This window comes from Marinicauda pacifica (assembly GCF_004793635.1).
GTDB lineage: Bacteria > Pseudomonadota > Alphaproteobacteria > Caulobacterales > Maricaulaceae > Marinicauda > Marinicauda pacifica.
Genome location: NZ_SRXV01000001.1, coordinates 726,270 through 741,027, shown reverse-complemented (window position 1 = coordinate 741,027; position 14,758 = coordinate 726,270). Strand labels below are relative to the sequence as shown.

Below are 14,758 nucleotides of genomic sequence, written 5' to 3'. Positions count from 1 at the left end.
GAGTTCATTGATGCGATCGCTTTTTGCCGGACTGTTTGCGCTCGGCCTGGTGGCTTGCGGCCAAGGGGCGCAGGACGCTCAGGCGCAAGATGGCAACTGGACTCAAGATGAGCTTGAAGAGCTTGTTCACGCCTACATCGTGAACAATCCCGAAGTCATCGAAGAAGCCTTGATCGAACTGCAGCGCCGGGCGCGCCAGCGCGAGCAGAGCTCGCTATTCGAGAATGTCGAAAACTCGAGCGCAGCCCTGTTTGAAGATCCGCGCGATCCGGTCGCCGGCCCGGATGATGCGGCCGTCACCATCGTTGAGTTCTTCGATTACAAATGCGGCTTTTGCCGTCGCTCGCATGAGTGGGTCACCGACGTTCTGGACGAGCACGGCGACCAGGTTCGTTTCGTATTCAAGGAATTCCCGGTACTCGGGCCAGAATCGGTAGAAGCGTCCCGCGCCGCGCTTGCCGTCTGGCGGACGCAGCCCGAGCGCTATCTCGCCTTCCACGACGCGATGATGGGTTCCAGCGGACCGCTGCCGAGCGCCCGTATCGACGATTTGGCCGAAGATTCCGGCGTGAATGTCGAGACCATGCGCACCGAGATGGAGAGCGAGGCCGTGTCCGATCACATCGCTGAAATCCGGGCACTCGCTCAGAACATCGGGATCACGGGAACGCCCTTCTTCATCGTGGGCGATGCGGTCATCCCCGGCGCCGATATTGCCGGCCTCGAGCGTGCGCTCGGCGAAGCGCTCGGCGACTAGCCTTCCTCAGATCAAGCCGGCCAGCGGGCTGGACGGGTCTGCGTAGCGCTTGCGCGGCATGCGGCCGGCCAGATAGGCCTCGCGCCCGGCGATGACGGCATGCTTCATCGCGGTCGCCATGCGCACAGGATCCTTGGCCTCCGCAATGGCGGTATTCATCAGGACACCGTCGCAGCCGAGTTCCATGGCAATGGCGGCGTCGGAGGCCGTGCCGACCCCCGCATCGACGATAACCGGGACCTTGGTCTGTTCGATGATCAGGCGGATATTGACCGGGTTCTGGATGCCGAGCCCCGAGCCGATGGGCGCGCCCAACGGCATGATGGCGCAACATCCAGCCTCTTCCAGGCGCTTGGCGTAGACCGGGTCATCGGAGCAATAGACCATCACCTCGAAGCCCTCCTTGAGCAGCATTTCGGCTGCGCGCAGGGTCTCGGCCATGTCGGGATAGAGATGTTTCGGGTCGGACAGCACTTCCAGCTTCACAAGATTCCAGCCTCCCGCCTCCCGCGCGAGGCGCAGCGTCCGGACTGCGTCTTCACCGGTAAAGCAGCCTGCAGTATTGGGCAGGAAGACATAGCGCTCCGGATCGATGTGATCGACAAGGCGCTCCTTGCCGGGGTCTGACAGATTGACCCGGCGTACCGCCACGGTGATCATCTCCGCGCCGGAGGCCTCCAGGGCCCGGGCGTTGAGCGCGTAGCTCTCATACTTGCCCGTGCCGATGATGAGACGCGAGGACAGAGCCCGGCCCGCAACGACGAGACGGTCTTCCGGCTTCTGATCGGGTAGTCCGTCCATAGGCTCAGCCTCCTCCGACAAAATGAACGATCTCAAGACGGTCGCCCGCCTCGATCTCTATCTGGCCATACGCCGAACGTGGCGCGATCTCCAGATTACGTTCCACAGCAACCTTGCGCGGCTGAAGCGACAATTCCGTCAGCAGCCCCTCCAGCGTCAGTCCCGCCGGGACATCGCGCGGTTCGCCGTTCACCGTTATGCTTATTGCACTCATGGCTCGGTCTTTTCTTGTTTCTTCGTATCTTCACGTCGTAAAACCGCCGCCCGCAGTCAAGGCTGCGATCCGACTTCGAGCACAGGGCCGGGACGATGACCAAGCCGATCCATATTCTGAACGGGCCGAATCTCAATCTGCTCGGTACGCGCGAGCCTGGCATATACGGCCGGGAAACGCTGAACGACATCAAGGCGCGATGCGAAGCGGAAGCGGCCGGACTGGGGCTGGACTGTGTCTTCCGCCAGTCCAATCATGAAGGCGTGCTGGTCGAATGGATCCACGAGGCGCGCGCAGACGCCTCCGTCCTGCTCATCAACCCGGCAGCTTACGGCCATACCTCTGTGGCTTTGCACGACGCGCTGAAAGCGCTAGACCTGCCGATCATCGAAATACACCTCTCTCAGCCAATGGCGCGCGAGAGCTTCCGTCATCATTCCTACGTCAGCCTCGTTGCCGATGGTGTCATATCCGGCTTTGGCGCGTTGGGTTATGTGTTAGGGATCAAGGCCGCCGCTGAGATCATCGCGAACGGCGCGGCCTGAAAAATAGAAGAAGGGCACGGCATACATGGCATCCAACCCGTCTCAGCAGAACGATTCCAAGCTCGCACGCGATCTGGCAAAGATCCTGCGCGATTCGGAACTGACAGAGATCGAGCTCGAACGCGGCGAACTGCGTATCCGCGTCGCGCGTGAAATTCATGCCGCTCCGATCGCCTACGCGCATGCGCCGGCCCCAGCTCCCGCGCCGGCTGCCGCGCCGCAGGCGGCCAGCACCAATCCGCCAGAAACACCGGCTTCGACGAAGGCCGCCGATCCGGCCAGCCATCCGGGCGCCGTCAAGTCGCCGATGGTGGGGACCGTCTACCGCAAGCCTAATCCGGAATCGCCGAACTTCGTTTCGGTTGGCGACGCGGTGAAGGAAGGTGACACCATCCTGCTGATCGAGGCGATGAAGACCTTCAATCCCATCACGGCACCCTCGTCCGGCAAGATCACCGAAATCCTGGTCGACGACGCCCAGCCGGTCGAATACGGCGAGCCCCTCTTCATCATCTCCTGATCCGGGCGCAATCTCATGTTCGACAAGATCCTCATCGCCAACCGGGGCGAGATCGCACTTCGCATTCACCGCGCCTGCCAGGACATGGGCATCCGCACGGTTGCGGTGCATTCCGAAGCCGACGCCGACGCGATGCATGTGCGCCTGGCCGATGAAAGCGTGTGTCTGGGGCCGCCGCCGGCAGGGCGTTCGTACCTCAACGTGCCCTCGATCATTGCCGCAGCCGAGATCACCGGCGCGCAGGCGATCCACCCCGGCTATGGCTTCCTGTCGGAAAACGCGCGCTTCGCCGAGATCGTCGAGGCCCACGGCCTGGTCTTCATCGGTCCGAAGCCCGAGACCATCCGGCTGATGGGCGACAAGATCACCGCCAAGCAGGCCGCGGCCGATGCCGGTATTCCGGTCGTGCCCGGCTCTGGCGGTGCGATCACGGACATGAAGGAAGCGCGCCGCATCGCCAAGGAGATCGGCTTTCCCGTGCTGATCAAGGCCGCCTCGGGCGGCGGTGGACGCGGCATGAAGGTCGCCGAGAGCGAAGACAAGCTGGAGCAGGCCCTCCAGACCGCGTCGACCGAGGCGAAGGCGGCCTTCGGGGACGGTGCGGTCTATATTGAGAAATATCTCGGCAAGCCGCGTCACATCGAAATCCAGGTCATGGCCGACCAGCACGGCAATGTGGTTCATCTTGCCGAGCGCGATTGTTCGCTGCAGCGCCGTCACCAGAAAGTACTGGAAGAAGCCCCCTCCCCGACCCTCACCGATGAAGAGCGCGCCCGCATCGGCAAGACGGTGACCGATGCCGTTCGCAATATCGGCTACCGCGGCGCGGGAACGGTCGAATTCCTCTACGAAAACGGCGAGTTCTTCTTCATCGAGATGAATACCCGCCTGCAGGTGGAGCATCCGGTGACCGAGGAGATCACGGGAATCGACCTGGTGCGCGAGCAGATCCGCGTCGCCAATGGCGAAGTGCTGGGCTTCACCCAGGACGAGATCAAGATCAACGGCCATGCGATCGAATGCCGGATCAACGCCGAGAATCCGTTCACCTTTGCCCCTTCGCCCGGCAAGGTGACCGATTTTCACGCCCCCGGCGGCCCAGGCGTGCGCCTCGATAGCGCACTGTACTCCGGCTATTCCATCCCGCCCTATTACGACAGCCTCATCGGAAAGCTGATCGTGCACGGACGCAGCCGGCAGGAAGCCCTGCTGCGCCTTCGGCGCGCGCTGCAGGAGATGGTGGTGGGCGGTGTCGAGACGACCATCCCCCTCCATCTAGAGCTTCTCGAACAGCCCGAATTCATCAGCGGCGACTATCACATTCGCTGGCTGGAGCAGTTTCTGGCCGAGCGCGGACAATAGGAGGGGCCGCATGCGCGGCTTCGGTGTCGAGGAATTGCTGGCCTGCTACCGCCGGGGGGTCTTCCCCATGGCCGAAGCACGCGACGATCCACGGATTTTCCTGCTGAACCCGGACGAGCGGGGCATCCTGCCGCTGCACGAATTTCATATTCCGCGCAGCCTGAAGAAAGTCGTGCGCCAGGACATGTTCCACGTCACGGTCAATCGCTGCTTCGACGCGGTGGTGAATGCGTGCGCGGCGCCGGGACCCGGGCGCGAGGAAACCTGGATCAACCAGCCAATCCTCAATCTTTACCGGGAGATGCACCGCGCCGGTCATGCCCATTCGCTGGAATGCTGGAAGGGCGGCGCGCTGGCCGGGGGCCTGTATGGCGTTTCGATCGGGGCGGCGTTCTTTGGCGAGAGCATGTTCTCGCGCGCGACCGATGCCTCCAAGGTTGCGCTGGTTCATCTGGTGGCCCGCCTGCAGGCCGGCCAGTACCGCTTGCTGGACGCACAGTTCACGACCGCCCATCTGGAGCGCTTCGGCGCTCGGACCGTGTCACGCCACGTCTATGCGGCCAAGCTGGACGATGCGACCGACCACGAAGCCGACTTCTTTGCGCTTCCCGACGGCCTGTCGGGCCATCAGCTCCTGCAGTCGATCACCCACACGTCATAGACGGGGTGTTCGAGTGGATTGAGCGCCGGGTTGGAGGCAAACATCCAGCCGGAGAAGATTTCCGCGCCGTCCACATCCGATCCGAAGCCGTCTGTGCGGCGATCGAAAACTTCCATGAAAACAAACGTCTCGGGCGGTTCTTCCGGCGGACGCCGGCGGCAATACTTCACCTCGATCTCGAGCGCTCCGAACTCGACACGCTCGCCGACCGGCGCTTCGAAATCCCGGGTACGGGCCGTCACCTTGTCGAGCCCGCGCAGGATCGCCACGGAACCGGGCTCCGAGCCCGGCTCGTCAGCGTCGGGCAGGGACTGGGCCTGCGTCTGGGCCGCCAACGCGGAAGCCGCCAGAATCGGAAGAAGAAACGTCTTGATCATCATGGGGTGAACGCTCGCACCGCTTTACGGCGATGTCGAGGCGCTGGAATCCGAATTCGAGGTCCCGCGCTGACTCATGAACTGACCGATCAGATCGAACAGGTCGATGGCGCCCTGAGTGAACTCGATCTCTCCGCCGGCCTCCAGCATTTCCATAGCGCCGCCCGGCTCGATCTCCACGTAAGAGCCTCCGAGAAGCCCGGCCATGGCAATCTTGGCCGTTGAATCTTCAGGGATTTCAACATCCGAACGAATGGTGAGATGGGTCCGCGCGAAATAGGTCTGGGTGTCGAGCGAGATGTCCGACACCGTGCCGACGGAGACACCGGCGACGCGCACGTCGGCGCCCCGGGCGAGGTCGCCGATCGAGTTGAACCTGGCATTGACCGCATAGCCGCTGCGGCCCGGGCCCTCGTCGAGCTGGCCCTGCGCGTAGAACAGGAACAGCCCGGCGGCGGCCAGGACGATCAGACCGATCAGGGTCTCGAGAACAGCACCGCTTCTCATTGATCCTATCCTTCCGGAGTCCAGCTCTCATAGTCGGCGGTCGTGCGCTGGCGCTCGCGGGCCGAGGCCAGCGAACCCTTTGGACGATAAGCGTGAATCGTGCCGGTCATATTCGGCTGGTGATCCTTTTCCCAGGCATGGCGCGGCAGCGGCGTCTCGCTGGGCGGGGTGTCGAAGGTGTGGTGCATCCAGCCATGCCAGTCGGACGGAACGCGGGAGGCGTCGGCATAGCCCTTGTAGATCACCCAGCGGCGGCGGGTCTTGCCGGCGCCGGTTCCCTTGCCCTCGGCCTCTTCGAAGTAGCGGTTGCCGGTTTCGTCCCGGCCGACGAACTTACCCCCGCGCGAAATCGTCCACAGCGTGCCCAGGGTGGCACCGTCCCACCAGGCGAAAAGGCGTTTGAAGAAGAGCATGATCGAGGCGGTCCTCTAAGGGGTGTGTGTCTCGCGCGCGACTATGCCCACGCAGGCCGCCCGGGTCCAGTGAGAGCGCTGTCAAACACGCCGTTTGCAGTCCGGCTACGGCTTTTTCGACACGCCGGGCCGGGACGCGATACCATAGCAGGCGATTCGCGTTTCCCGCCCCGTTTATCCCCGGAGTTCCCATGGCGCTCGATCCCCGACTGACCGGCCCCGAGGCCCCTCACACCGACTGGGAAACGCGCGACCTATCCCTCGCCGATCCCGATGCGCTGGAGGCGGGGACGCCTGTCCCGTTGCGGGTTCCGGCCCATTTCGACGCCGCCTCAATCCTCGGCTTCGCGGCCCTGACCGGATACGAGCTGGACCGCGGCGGCGATCTCGAACAGGCCATTACCGAGCTGGCAGAGCGCATCGTTTCCCAATGGGATCAAGACGATAGAAAGCTCGCCGCAGCCGAGCTCGCCGCCAGCATGATACGCTGCGAAGCGGCACCTAACTCCATGCGCGAAGACCATCATCCGCTGCCACCTGTCGGCTTGAGCCATGCACGCGCGCTACTCGATGATGTCAACGCGCATGCGGCGGGCAGCGCGGCCGCCGACCTCGGCGCGCGCGTCTTGCGCGAGCGTCTGGAATCGGTCGCGTCGGCGTGCGTGAACTGCGACGGGACGCCGGAAGAATGCTTCGACCCGCGCCGCAACCGGGCGCTGGCCCGAGCCGTGCGCGCCGCGCGCCGGGACGGCGCGCCGGACGCGATGATCGAGCGGGCCATCTCGCGCGCCCGCCAGGGCATCACCGAGGTAGAGGCCGGGCTCGATCTCTCCCCGCCCGCACCCCGGGCACAAAGCCTGCGCCTGTCCCCCGATTTCTTCGACGCGGTGGATGGCGACGCGCGGCTGGACGGTCTGGACGAGACCCCGCGCGCCCTGCTCGCCCGGATCGCCGAGACGATCTGGACCCATGGGACGCCCAGGCTCGAGTTCAAACCGCAGGACAAGCATGAGCCGGCCGCCGTGCTGAACCTTGCCGCCTTCGTGACCGGGGGCGAACTCGACCGGGACGCGCTCGCCCACGCTGCCGCCCTCTGGGGCCGCGCGGCCGAGCCGGCCGGCGCGCTGGGCCTTGCCAATCTGGCCGCCGCCCTGATGCGCCTGCATCTGGCCTATGACAGCGACGCGGCGCGCGAGACGGCCGCCTCCCTCGTCACCCTGGTCCAGGACCACTCCCCGGCCCCGGTCTCGCTGAAAGCGCCCGACGGGCCCTGCTGCGATGCGCTGGGCCTGGACTCGATCTCGATCCACCCGATTGCCAACCTGGTGCGCGCGGGCGACCTGACAAAGAGCGCCCGCATCGCGCTGGAATCCGCCGGAGACGAGGCAAGCCGGGCCGCCATCCGGCACGCCACCGGCCGCGGCACGCTGTCCGGGCTCGGCGCGGATTGGCTGTCCGCCCTGCAGCGTCAGGGGCTTGATGACGAGGATCTGGCGCGCATCGAGGCGATGATCGCCGACGGCATGGCCGTGCGCCACGCCTTCAACCGCTGGACGGTGGGCGAAGAGATTGCACGCCGCTGCGGCCTGGCGCCCGAACAGCTCGAAGCGGCCGGAGCGGGCCTTCTGGAAGCCTTCGGCGTCAGCGCCGAGGACATCGAGGCCGCCGAACGTTTCGTCCACGGCACCGGCCAGCTGGACGCGTGCAGCGCCCTCACGCCAGAGCTGCGCGCCGTGTTCGCGGCGCCCTCGCTGGAGGCGCGCCTGGCCATGGCGGCCGGCATCGAGGCGGCGAGCGGCCGGTCCTGCGACCTGGAACTGGCCCTGCCCGGTTCGGCCGGGATTGACGAGGTCTCGCGCCTCATCGTGTCGTGCGCGCGCCGCGGCCTGCATGGCGTGACGCTGCGCCGCGAGGGCGACGCGCTCTACGACCTGCTCAACACGATCGAGTTCGAGGGCGGCGATTACGGACGGCGCGAATTCGTCGCCGAGGAGCGTGTGGTCGAGAAGGTCGTGGAACGCATGGTCGAAGGCCCGGCCCGGCGCCGCAAGCTGCCCGACCGGCGCAAGGGCTATATCCAGAAGGCCACGGTGGGCGGACACAAAGTCTATCTGCACACCGGCGAGTTCGACGATGGCGAGCTCGGCGAGATCTTCATTGACATGCACAAGGAAGGCGCGGCCTTCCGCTCGCTGATGAATAATTTCGCCATCGCGATCTCCATCGGCCTGCAATACGGCGTGCCGCTGGAGGAATTCGTGGACGCCTACGTCTTCACGCGCTTCGAACCGGCCGGCCCGGTGGAAGGCAACGATTCCATCAAGTACGCCACCTCCATCCTGGACTATCTCTTCCGCGAGCTCGGCACCTCCTATCTCGGGCGCGAGGATCTCGCGCAGAGCGACGGCCCGAAATCGGACCCGGCAGCGCTGGGAGACGGCGTGGCGAAGGAAAAGATCGTCGAGGCCGACCCCAGCAAATTCATCTCCAAGGGCTTCTCGCGCGGCCAGCTGCCCGACAATGTCGTGATGCTGGCCGGGCCGAGAAAGGCGCGCGCGGCGCAAGCCGGGCGCGCCGACGCGCTCGACGAGGACGAGGATGTGTCTGCGAGCGGAGTATCTGGCGGGGTTTCCGGCGGTTCAGGTGGCTCGGGCAGCGTGTCCAGCGTGGCCCGCACGGCCGACAGCTATTCCGGCGACCCCTGCCCGGAATGCGGCCACTTCACCCTGCTTGAAAAAGGCAGCACCCTCGTCTGCGACGCCTGCAACTGGTCGGGCACGCCGCCGGGGGGCTGAGCCTACTGGTCTTCCTCACACCTCTTGAAATCCCGGGCCGCGAAGCGGACCCGGGACCGGGTGACCATCCAGCTCCAAGCCCCCGGCTCTGCGCCTTCGGCTTGGCCGGGGTTTCAGCATTGGTTGAGAGTCCAGGCACAACCCCCAACACAAATCGCGCACGTCTCTTTCCCAGCGGCCGCTGGGATCCAGAGAGCGTAGAGTGCCATCATCCGATGACGCCGCCCTGTCCTCTCTGGGTCCTGACTTTCGTCAGGAAAGAGGAGTCGACTTTTCAATACCTTAAACTGGCCCTTCACCGGCAGAACCGCCTGCCCCCCTGAAATCCCGGGCCGCGCAGCGGACCCGGGACCTCAGGCGATCCTGCGTCTCCGAGGCCCCGGCTCGGCGCCTTCGGTTTGGCCGGGGTTTCAGCTCTATTTGAAAGTCGAGGCGCAATCATCAAGACAAATCGCGCACTCCTCTTTCCCAGCGAATGCTGGGATCCAGAGAGCGAGGAGCGGTGTCATCCGATCACGCCGCCCGTCCTCCCCTGGGTCCTGACTTTCGTCAGGAAAGAGTCGTGGAGCGGGAGAAGGAGAGTGGGGGAGTGAGCCTGCGCCGCCGTGTTACTCGCGGAGCTCTGCGGCCATCAGCGCGCGGTAGAATTGAAGATTCCATGCGGCGCCGGATTGACCAGTGTGTTCCAGGGGATCGCTGGTTTCCGGTTCGATGCCGAGCGCTTGCGCGATCTCGCCGCCGTAAAGGCCGCGATAGCCGCGCCCCCAGGCCAGCGACGGCAGGTCCACCATGAAATAGGTAAACAGGTCCGACACCCCGCCATGGCCCTCCTCCTTCAGCCAGGCGTCCACGAAGGCGCGGTCGAAATGGGCGTTGTAGGCGGTGAAGAGCGCGGTGCGGCCGCCCGCCATCTCGTCATGAAACGCCAGGAAGGCGCGGGCCGCCTCCGCCTCGCCAGATGCGTCGAGCTCGGCCCAGCGGGCCTCGTCGAAGCCGTTGATGCCCCGCGCGGTCTCACCGGCGCGCTCGGGATGGTCGGGGGTGATGCGGATGAAGAACTCACCGAGCACCTCCCCTTCAAGATCGGTGTAGACCGCCCCGATATCGATCATCTCGTGATGGCCGGGCTCGAGCCCCGTCGTCTCCACGTCGATGATGGCGAGCACGAAGGCGTCCGGATCGGTCTGCGGCGTCACCGGCTGGACTGCGGCGGCAGCAAGGGCGGCGGCGAAAAGGGCGTGAAACATGAAAAGGGTCCTCCCGGATGATCTGTGCGGGAGAGCCTAGCAGGGCGTTGTGACGGCCCTGTCTCAAACGAGCGGTTTCAGGCAGGCACCCTGCCTCTCTGGGTCCTGACTTTCGTCAGGAAAGAGGGATTTCGGGAGAAGCGCGTCATCCGACCCTTCGAGGCTCGCTGCGCGAGCACCTCAGGGTGAGGGAATGGGTGACATCGGATGATTGTTTTGACTGCGATACTGGCATCAGGTGTCACCCATTCCCTCATGCTGAGGTGCCCGGCTTGCCGGGCCTCGAAGCATCGGATGGCGGGCGTGAGCCTATCTGCCTGAGGCCCCGGATCGCCTCCGACCGTCCGGGGTTGCAGCTTTGGAATGGGGCAAGCTGGCGCGGCGCTTGCAGGAGGCGGGCTGGACCCTTGCATCAGTGGCTGGAGCATGCCGAGATGAAACAGATATTCCTCAGCGTGATCGTGGCGGCGCTTCTGCCGGCTGCGGCCAGTGCCCAGAATGCCGGCCAGATCGCCTCGGTGCAGACCGGACAGTCCTGCCCGGGCTGCAATCTGTTCCAGGCCGATCTCGCCTATACCGACCTGCCGGGGATCGACCTGTCGGGCTCACGCCTGCGCCAGGCCGATCTGAGCCTGTCCACGATGAACCGCGCGCGCTTCGACCGCGCCAATCTGTCGGTGGCCAATTTGTTCGGCGCGCGCTTTACCGCGGCGAGCTTCCGCGGGGCCGATCTGAGCGGGGCCAATGCAGTCGGAGCGTATTTCGGCAGCGCGGACATGACCGGCGCTAACCTGACCGGCACCAATCTGTCGGGCGCCGAGATGGAGACCGCACGCGGGCTGACGCAGACCCAGCTCTCGTCTGCCTGCGGGGATGCGCGCACACGCCTGCCTGCGTCACTGTCCGTGCCCCCTTGCGACCCTAGGTAACATTGCCGTCAACTCTCCAACGGGTTACCGCCTTTTAAGTCGCTTTTGGCAGTCGCCGGTTGTACCTGTTGGGCCATGATGCTGCGAACCTTGTTCATTGGAGTGGCCGGCGCGGCCGCACTGTCGGGACCGGCCCGGGCCGGCGGCGAGGGCGAACCCCATCGCCGCCTCGTCATCGGCGGTGACTGCGTCGCGTGCGACTTTGCCGATTCCAACCTGGCCAATGCGCACCTTTACGGCGGCGATTTCTCCGGATCCAATTTCGAAGATGCCCATCTGGTCGGCGCGCGCTTTGCCAATATCACGGTGACGGGCGGCAATTTCCGCGATGTCAGCATGGCCGATGCGCACCTGTCCGGCGCGTCCTTTGCCGGCGCCGATTTCGGCGATGCTCTCCTGTCCAATCTGCGCAGCCAGCGGGTAAACTTCACCGGCGCGAACATGCGCGACGCGATGCTGGCCGATGCCGCCCTGGTCCTGACCGATCTCAGCGGGGCGGACCTGAGCGAGGCGGTCTTCGTGAACGCGGCGCTGCGCCTGTGCGATTTCCAGGCCGCCAACCTGATCGAGAGCGATTTTTCCGGCGCGCGGATCACCAATACCAATATGCGCGGCGTGAACGCGCGCGAGGTCCGGTTCGACGGCGCCATCCTGGAGCATGTCGATCTGAGCGGGGCCGATCTTCGCGAGGCCGATTTCAGCGGCGTGCGCCTGGTCGATGTGAATTTTTCCGGCGCGCAGATGCGCGACGTGACCGGCCTCGAGCAGGAGATGCTGTCGAGCAGCTGCGGCTCGCCGGCGACGACTCTGCCCGGCGGGCTGAGGCTTGCCCCCTGCCCGCCCGGCGGCACGCCCGGTGCGGTGACGCTGGACCCGTCCGCCTTCGTGGTCGCCGGCAATGAACGCTCGCGCCAGCGCGAGATGGAAGCGGCGCGCGTCGCCTTCCGCTCGGCGATGAACGATCTGGAACGCTCCAACATCCGCAGCGAGGTGCTCAACTCGCGCGCCCTGGCCGAAGCCGCGCGCGAAGGCTTGCGCGAGGCCGCCCAGGCCATCAGCGAAGCCCAGATGGAGGCGCGCGGCAGCGCAATGGACGCCGGCGAGCTGGAAGCCATCGTGATGAGCGCACTGCGCCAGGTGCGCGCCGATCTGGAAGACGATGGCGGGTCGAGCTGGGAGTTCGATTTCGTGCGGTCTGAATCCGGCGTGCCGATCGAGATCATCCTCAACCAGGCCAATGCCCGCCTGGCCGAGGCGCCGGAACCTGCACCAGAGCCTGTGCCGGAACCCGAAGCTGTGCCCGAACTTGAAGGCGGCGGCAAACCCAGACCCCCCTCCATTCCCGACCGGCGATAGAAAAAGGCCCGCAGCGATGCTGCGGGCCTTGTCTTTTCACGTCCAGATACCGGAGCGAGCCGCTAGCCCGGCTTCTTCTGCTCGGGCAGCACGGTGCGCAGGTGAAGTTCGCGAAGCTGACGCAGCTCAGCGGTCGCCGGAGCGTTCATCATCAGGTCGCGGGCCTGCTGGTCTTTCGGGAACATCACGACTTCGCGCAGATTCTCCACGCCGGCCAGCAGCATGACGATGCGGTCCACGCCCGGCGCGATGCCGCCGTGCGGCGGGGCGCCGTAGCGGAAGGCGTTGAGCATGCCGCCGAACGCTTCTTCCACGACGTCTTCGCCGTAGCCGGCATATTCGAAGGCTTTCAGCATGACGTCGGGACGGTGGTTCCGGATGGCGCCGGAGGACAATTCCACACCGTTGCAGACGATGTCGTACTGGTAGGCCTTCATGGCCAGCAGCGTCTCGTGATCGTCCTTGTCCAGCGCCATGAATTCGTCGGGGTCCATCTGGGGCATGGAGAAGGGGTTGTGCGAGAAGTCGACCTTTTTCTCGTCTTCGTTCCACTCATACATCGGGAAATCGACGATCCAGCAGAACTTGAAGACGCCGTCCTCGAACAGGTCGAGCTCGCGGCCGACCTGGTTGCGCGCGCGCCCGGCAAAGGCAACGAAGTCCTTAGGCACGCCGGCGGCGAAGAAGACCGCGTCGCCGGCCTTCAGGCCGAGCTGCTGGCGGATGAGTTCGGTGCGCTCGGGCCCGATATTCTTCGCGATCGGTCCGGCGCCTTCGACCTGGCCGCCCTCCTCGCGGAACAGGATGTAGCCGAGCCCCGGCTGGCCTTCTTTCTGCGCCCAGCCATTCATGCGGTCGCAGAAGGCGCGGCTGCCGCCGGTCGGGGCCGGAATGGCCCAGACCTCGACCTTGGGATTCTTCTCGATCATCCCGGCAAAGACCTTGAAGCCCGACCCGTCGAAATGGGGCGTGACGTTCTGCATCTCGATCGGGTTGCGAAGATCGGGCTTGTCGGAGCCGAACTTGCGCATGGATTCCAGATAGGGAATACGCGGGAAAGGCAGCGCGGTGACATCGTTGTCGCCGGAGAACTCCTCGAACAGGCCCTGCAGGACCGGCTCGATGGAGTTGAACACGTCTTCCTGCTCGACAAAGCTCATCTCGATATCGAGCTGGTAGAACTCGCCCGGCGCGCGGTCGGCGCGCGCATCCTCGTCGCGGAAGCAGGGCGCGATCTGGAAATACCGGTCGAAGCCGGAGACCATGATGAGCTGCTTGAACTGCTGCGGGGCCTGGGGCAGCGCGTAGAACTTACCCGGGTGCAGGCGCGAGGGCACGAGGAAGTCGCGCGCGCCTTCCGGGCTCGACGCCGTGAGGATCGGGGTCTGATACTCGGTGAAGTTCTGCTCCACCATGCGCCGGCGGATGGAGTCGATGATCCTGGACCGCAGCACGATGCGCTTGTGCAGGCTTTCGCGGCGCAAATCGACATAGCGGTGCTTCAGGCGCACTTCTTCCGACCAGTCCGGCTCGCCGAACACCGGCAGCGGCAGCTCCTCGGCCTCGGAGCGCACTTCGAGATCCTCGACGCGCAGCTCGATCTCGCCGGTGGGCAGGTTGGCGTTGACGGTTTCCGAACTGCGCGCGACGACCTTGCCGGTCAGGGTCACGACGCTCTCCACGCGCAGGCGCTCGAGACGTTCGAAATTGGGATTTTCCGGCTCCAGCACGCATTGCGTCAGACCGTAATGATCGCGCAGATCGATGAAGAGCAGACCGCCATGGTCGCGCTTGCGGTGAATCCATCCCGACAGCCGCGCCGTTCCGCCCACATCGGGCTTGCGCAGCTCGCCGCACGTATGGGTGCGATAGGCGTGCATGAAGTCGTGTCCTCGATTGTCCGCGCCGCTTGAAAAACGACGCGGCGGAAAGGGCAACGGAACGCGCGCGATGTCAAGGGATCGGGCCGCTACACGGCGGCTTTCGTGCGGGCGGATGCAGTGGCGCACTGCGCTTGGGGGCGGAACCCAGGCTCGTCTCTTTCCTGACAGAAGTCAGGACGTGACCGATCGCGACGCGCCGCCATCAAGGGACGGTACCCTGGCCTCTCTGGATCCCGGATCAAGTCCGGGATGACGAAGTCTTTAATGCTTTGAAATAATTTCAAATTTCTTCATTTCGGCCGAGCGGAGCGAGAGCCGGAACCCAGGAGAGGACAGGGCTGTGTCATCGGATGACGCCGCCCTGTCCTCTTCTGGGTCCTGACTTTCGTCA

15 protein-coding genes are annotated in these 14,758 nt (G+C 65.1%); 8 read left to right on the top strand and 7 right to left on the bottom strand.

The features are described 5' to 3' along the window. Nucleotides 1-10: 10 nt before the first annotated feature. On the top strand, nt 11-757 hold the full coding sequence (locus tag E5162_RS03630) for a DsbA family protein (protein ID WP_135943574.1): 747 nt from the start codon (nt 11-13) through the stop codon (nt 755-757). A gap of 6 nt (nt 758-763) precedes the next feature. Here E5162_RS03630 and E5162_RS03625 read toward each other — a convergent pair whose 3' ends face one another. Together E5162_RS03625 and thiS are read right to left on the bottom strand one after the other, a co-directional pair. After that, on the bottom strand, nt 764-1,558 hold the full coding sequence (locus E5162_RS03625) for a thiazole synthase (protein WP_135943573.1): 795 nt from the start codon (nt 1,556-1,558) through the stop codon (nt 764-766). Nucleotides 1,559-1,562: 4 nt separating this feature from the next. Continuing rightward, entirely contained in the window at nt 1,563-1,772 is a 210-nt protein-coding gene (gene thiS / locus E5162_RS03620; RefSeq protein WP_135943572.1) for a sulfur carrier protein ThiS, read from the bottom strand. A 95-nt stretch (nt 1,773-1,867) separates the two neighbouring features. Between thiS and aroQ the strand changes: the two genes are divergently transcribed. Genes aroQ through aat form a run of 4 tightly spaced genes read left to right on the top strand, consistent with a single transcriptional unit; the run spans nt 1,868 to nt 4,860 of the window. Further along, nucleotides 1,868-2,317 (top strand): type II 3-dehydroquinate dehydratase, encoded by a 450-nt coding sequence (aroQ, locus tag E5162_RS03615; protein WP_135943571.1) that lies wholly within the window; start codon nt 1,868-1,870, stop codon nt 2,315-2,317. A gap of 25 nt (nt 2,318-2,342) precedes the next feature. Beyond that, nucleotides 2,343-2,837, top strand: a complete 495-nt coding sequence (gene accB, locus E5162_RS03610; protein ID WP_135943570.1) for an acetyl-CoA carboxylase biotin carboxyl carrier protein — start codon at nt 2,343-2,345, stop codon at nt 2,835-2,837. A gap of 15 nt (nt 2,838-2,852) precedes the next feature. Further along, nucleotides 2,853-4,199, top strand: a complete 1,347-nt coding sequence (gene accC / locus E5162_RS03605; RefSeq protein WP_135943569.1) for an acetyl-CoA carboxylase biotin carboxylase subunit — start codon at nt 2,853-2,855, stop codon at nt 4,197-4,199. 10 nt (nt 4,200-4,209) lie between these two features. Beyond that, nucleotides 4,210-4,860, top strand: coding sequence for a leucyl/phenylalanyl-tRNA--protein transferase (gene aat, locus E5162_RS03600; protein WP_135943568.1), 651 nt, complete (start codon nt 4,210-4,212; stop codon nt 4,858-4,860). On the opposite strand, the gene E5162_RS03595 is transcribed toward aat, so the two are convergent. Genes E5162_RS03595 through E5162_RS03585 form a run of 3 tightly spaced genes read right to left on the bottom strand, consistent with a single transcriptional unit; the run spans nt 4,827 to nt 6,157 of the window. Beyond that, nucleotides 4,827-5,240 (bottom strand): DUF2155 domain-containing protein, encoded by a 414-nt coding sequence (locus E5162_RS03595; RefSeq protein ID WP_135943567.1) that lies wholly within the window; start codon nt 5,238-5,240, stop codon nt 4,827-4,829. The genes aat and E5162_RS03595 overlap by 34 nt on opposite strands. A gap of 21 nt (nt 5,241-5,261) precedes the next feature. After that, nucleotides 5,262-5,744 carry an outer membrane lipid asymmetry maintenance protein MlaD gene (mlaD, locus tag E5162_RS03590; RefSeq protein ID WP_135943566.1) on the bottom strand — a complete coding sequence of 161 codons (483 nt, stop codon included), beginning with the start codon at nt 5,742-5,744 and terminating at the stop codon, nt 5,262-5,264. A gap of 5 nt (nt 5,745-5,749) precedes the next feature. Then, entirely contained in the window at nt 5,750-6,157 is a 408-nt protein-coding gene (locus tag E5162_RS03585; protein ID WP_135943565.1) for an NADH:ubiquinone oxidoreductase subunit NDUFA12, read from the bottom strand. A gap of 191 nt (nt 6,158-6,348) precedes the next feature. On the opposite strand from E5162_RS03585, the gene E5162_RS03580 reads away from it, so the two are divergent. After that, nucleotides 6,349-8,952 (top strand): TSCPD domain-containing protein, encoded by a 2,604-nt coding sequence (locus E5162_RS03580; RefSeq protein WP_135943564.1) that lies wholly within the window; start codon nt 6,349-6,351, stop codon nt 8,950-8,952. Nucleotides 8,953-9,560: 608 nt separating this feature from the next. Here the strand turns inward: E5162_RS03580 and E5162_RS03575 are convergent. Further along, complete coding sequence (locus tag E5162_RS03575) at nt 9,561-10,199, bottom strand: exonuclease domain-containing protein (RefSeq protein WP_135943563.1); 639 nt, start codon at nt 10,197-10,199, stop codon at nt 9,561-9,563. A 434-nt stretch (nt 10,200-10,633) separates the two neighbouring features. Between E5162_RS03575 and E5162_RS03570 the strand changes: the two genes are divergently transcribed. Both E5162_RS03570 and E5162_RS03565 read left to right on the top strand, forming a co-directional pair. After that, nucleotides 10,634-11,128 carry a pentapeptide repeat-containing protein gene (locus tag E5162_RS03570; protein WP_135943562.1) on the top strand — a complete coding sequence of 165 codons (495 nt, stop codon included), beginning with the start codon at nt 10,634-10,636 and terminating at the stop codon, nt 11,126-11,128. Between the two features lie 90 nt (nt 11,129-11,218). Beyond that, nucleotides 11,219-12,484, top strand: coding sequence for a pentapeptide repeat-containing protein (locus E5162_RS03565; RefSeq protein ID WP_158291187.1), 1,266 nt, complete (start codon nt 11,219-11,221; stop codon nt 12,482-12,484). 62 nt (nt 12,485-12,546) lie between these two features. Here the strand turns inward: E5162_RS03565 and aspS are convergent, their stop codons facing one another. Next, nucleotides 12,547-14,364 (bottom strand): aspartate--tRNA ligase, encoded by a 1,818-nt coding sequence (aspS, locus tag E5162_RS03560; RefSeq protein WP_135943560.1) that lies wholly within the window; start codon nt 14,362-14,364, stop codon nt 12,547-12,549. Nucleotides 14,365-14,758 lie beyond the last annotated feature (394 nt).

Coding starts and splice junctions, on each gene's coding strand:
- accC (WP_135943569.1), top strand. CDS start 2,853: ATGTTCGACAAGATCCTCATCGCCAACCGGGGCGAGATCGCACTTCGC.
- E5162_RS03575 (WP_135943563.1), bottom strand. CDS start 10,199: ATGTTTCACGCCCTTTTCGCCGCCGCCCTTGCTGCCGCCGCAGTCCAG.
- E5162_RS03580 (WP_135943564.1), top strand. CDS start 6,349: ATGGCGCTCGATCCCCGACTGACCGGCCCCGAGGCCCCTCACACCGAC.
- mlaD (WP_135943566.1), bottom strand. CDS start 5,744: ATGAGAAGCGGTGCTGTTCTCGAGACCCTGATCGGTCTGATCGTCCTG.
- E5162_RS03625 (WP_135943573.1), bottom strand. CDS start 1,558: ATGGACGGACTACCCGATCAGAAGCCGGAAGACCGTCTCGTCGTTGCG.
- aroQ (WP_135943571.1), top strand. CDS start 1,868: ATGACCAAGCCGATCCATATTCTGAACGGGCCGAATCTCAATCTGCTC.
- E5162_RS03570 (WP_135943562.1), top strand. CDS start 10,634: ATGAAACAGATATTCCTCAGCGTGATCGTGGCGGCGCTTCTGCCGGCT.
- aat (WP_135943568.1), top strand. CDS start 4,210: ATGCGCGGCTTCGGTGTCGAGGAATTGCTGGCCTGCTACCGCCGGGGG.
- thiS (WP_135943572.1), bottom strand. CDS start 1,772: ATGAGTGCAATAAGCATAACGGTGAACGGCGAACCGCGCGATGTCCCG.
- E5162_RS03585 (WP_135943565.1), bottom strand. CDS start 6,157: ATGCTCTTCTTCAAACGCCTTTTCGCCTGGTGGGACGGTGCCACCCTG.
- aspS (WP_135943560.1), bottom strand. CDS start 14,364: ATGCACGCCTATCGCACCCATACGTGCGGCGAGCTGCGCAAGCCCGAT.
- E5162_RS03595 (WP_135943567.1), bottom strand. CDS start 5,240: ATGATGATCAAGACGTTTCTTCTTCCGATTCTGGCGGCTTCCGCGTTG.
- E5162_RS03630 (WP_135943574.1), top strand. CDS start 11: ATGCGATCGCTTTTTGCCGGACTGTTTGCGCTCGGCCTGGTGGCTTGC.
- accB (WP_135943570.1), top strand. CDS start 2,343: ATGGCATCCAACCCGTCTCAGCAGAACGATTCCAAGCTCGCACGCGAT.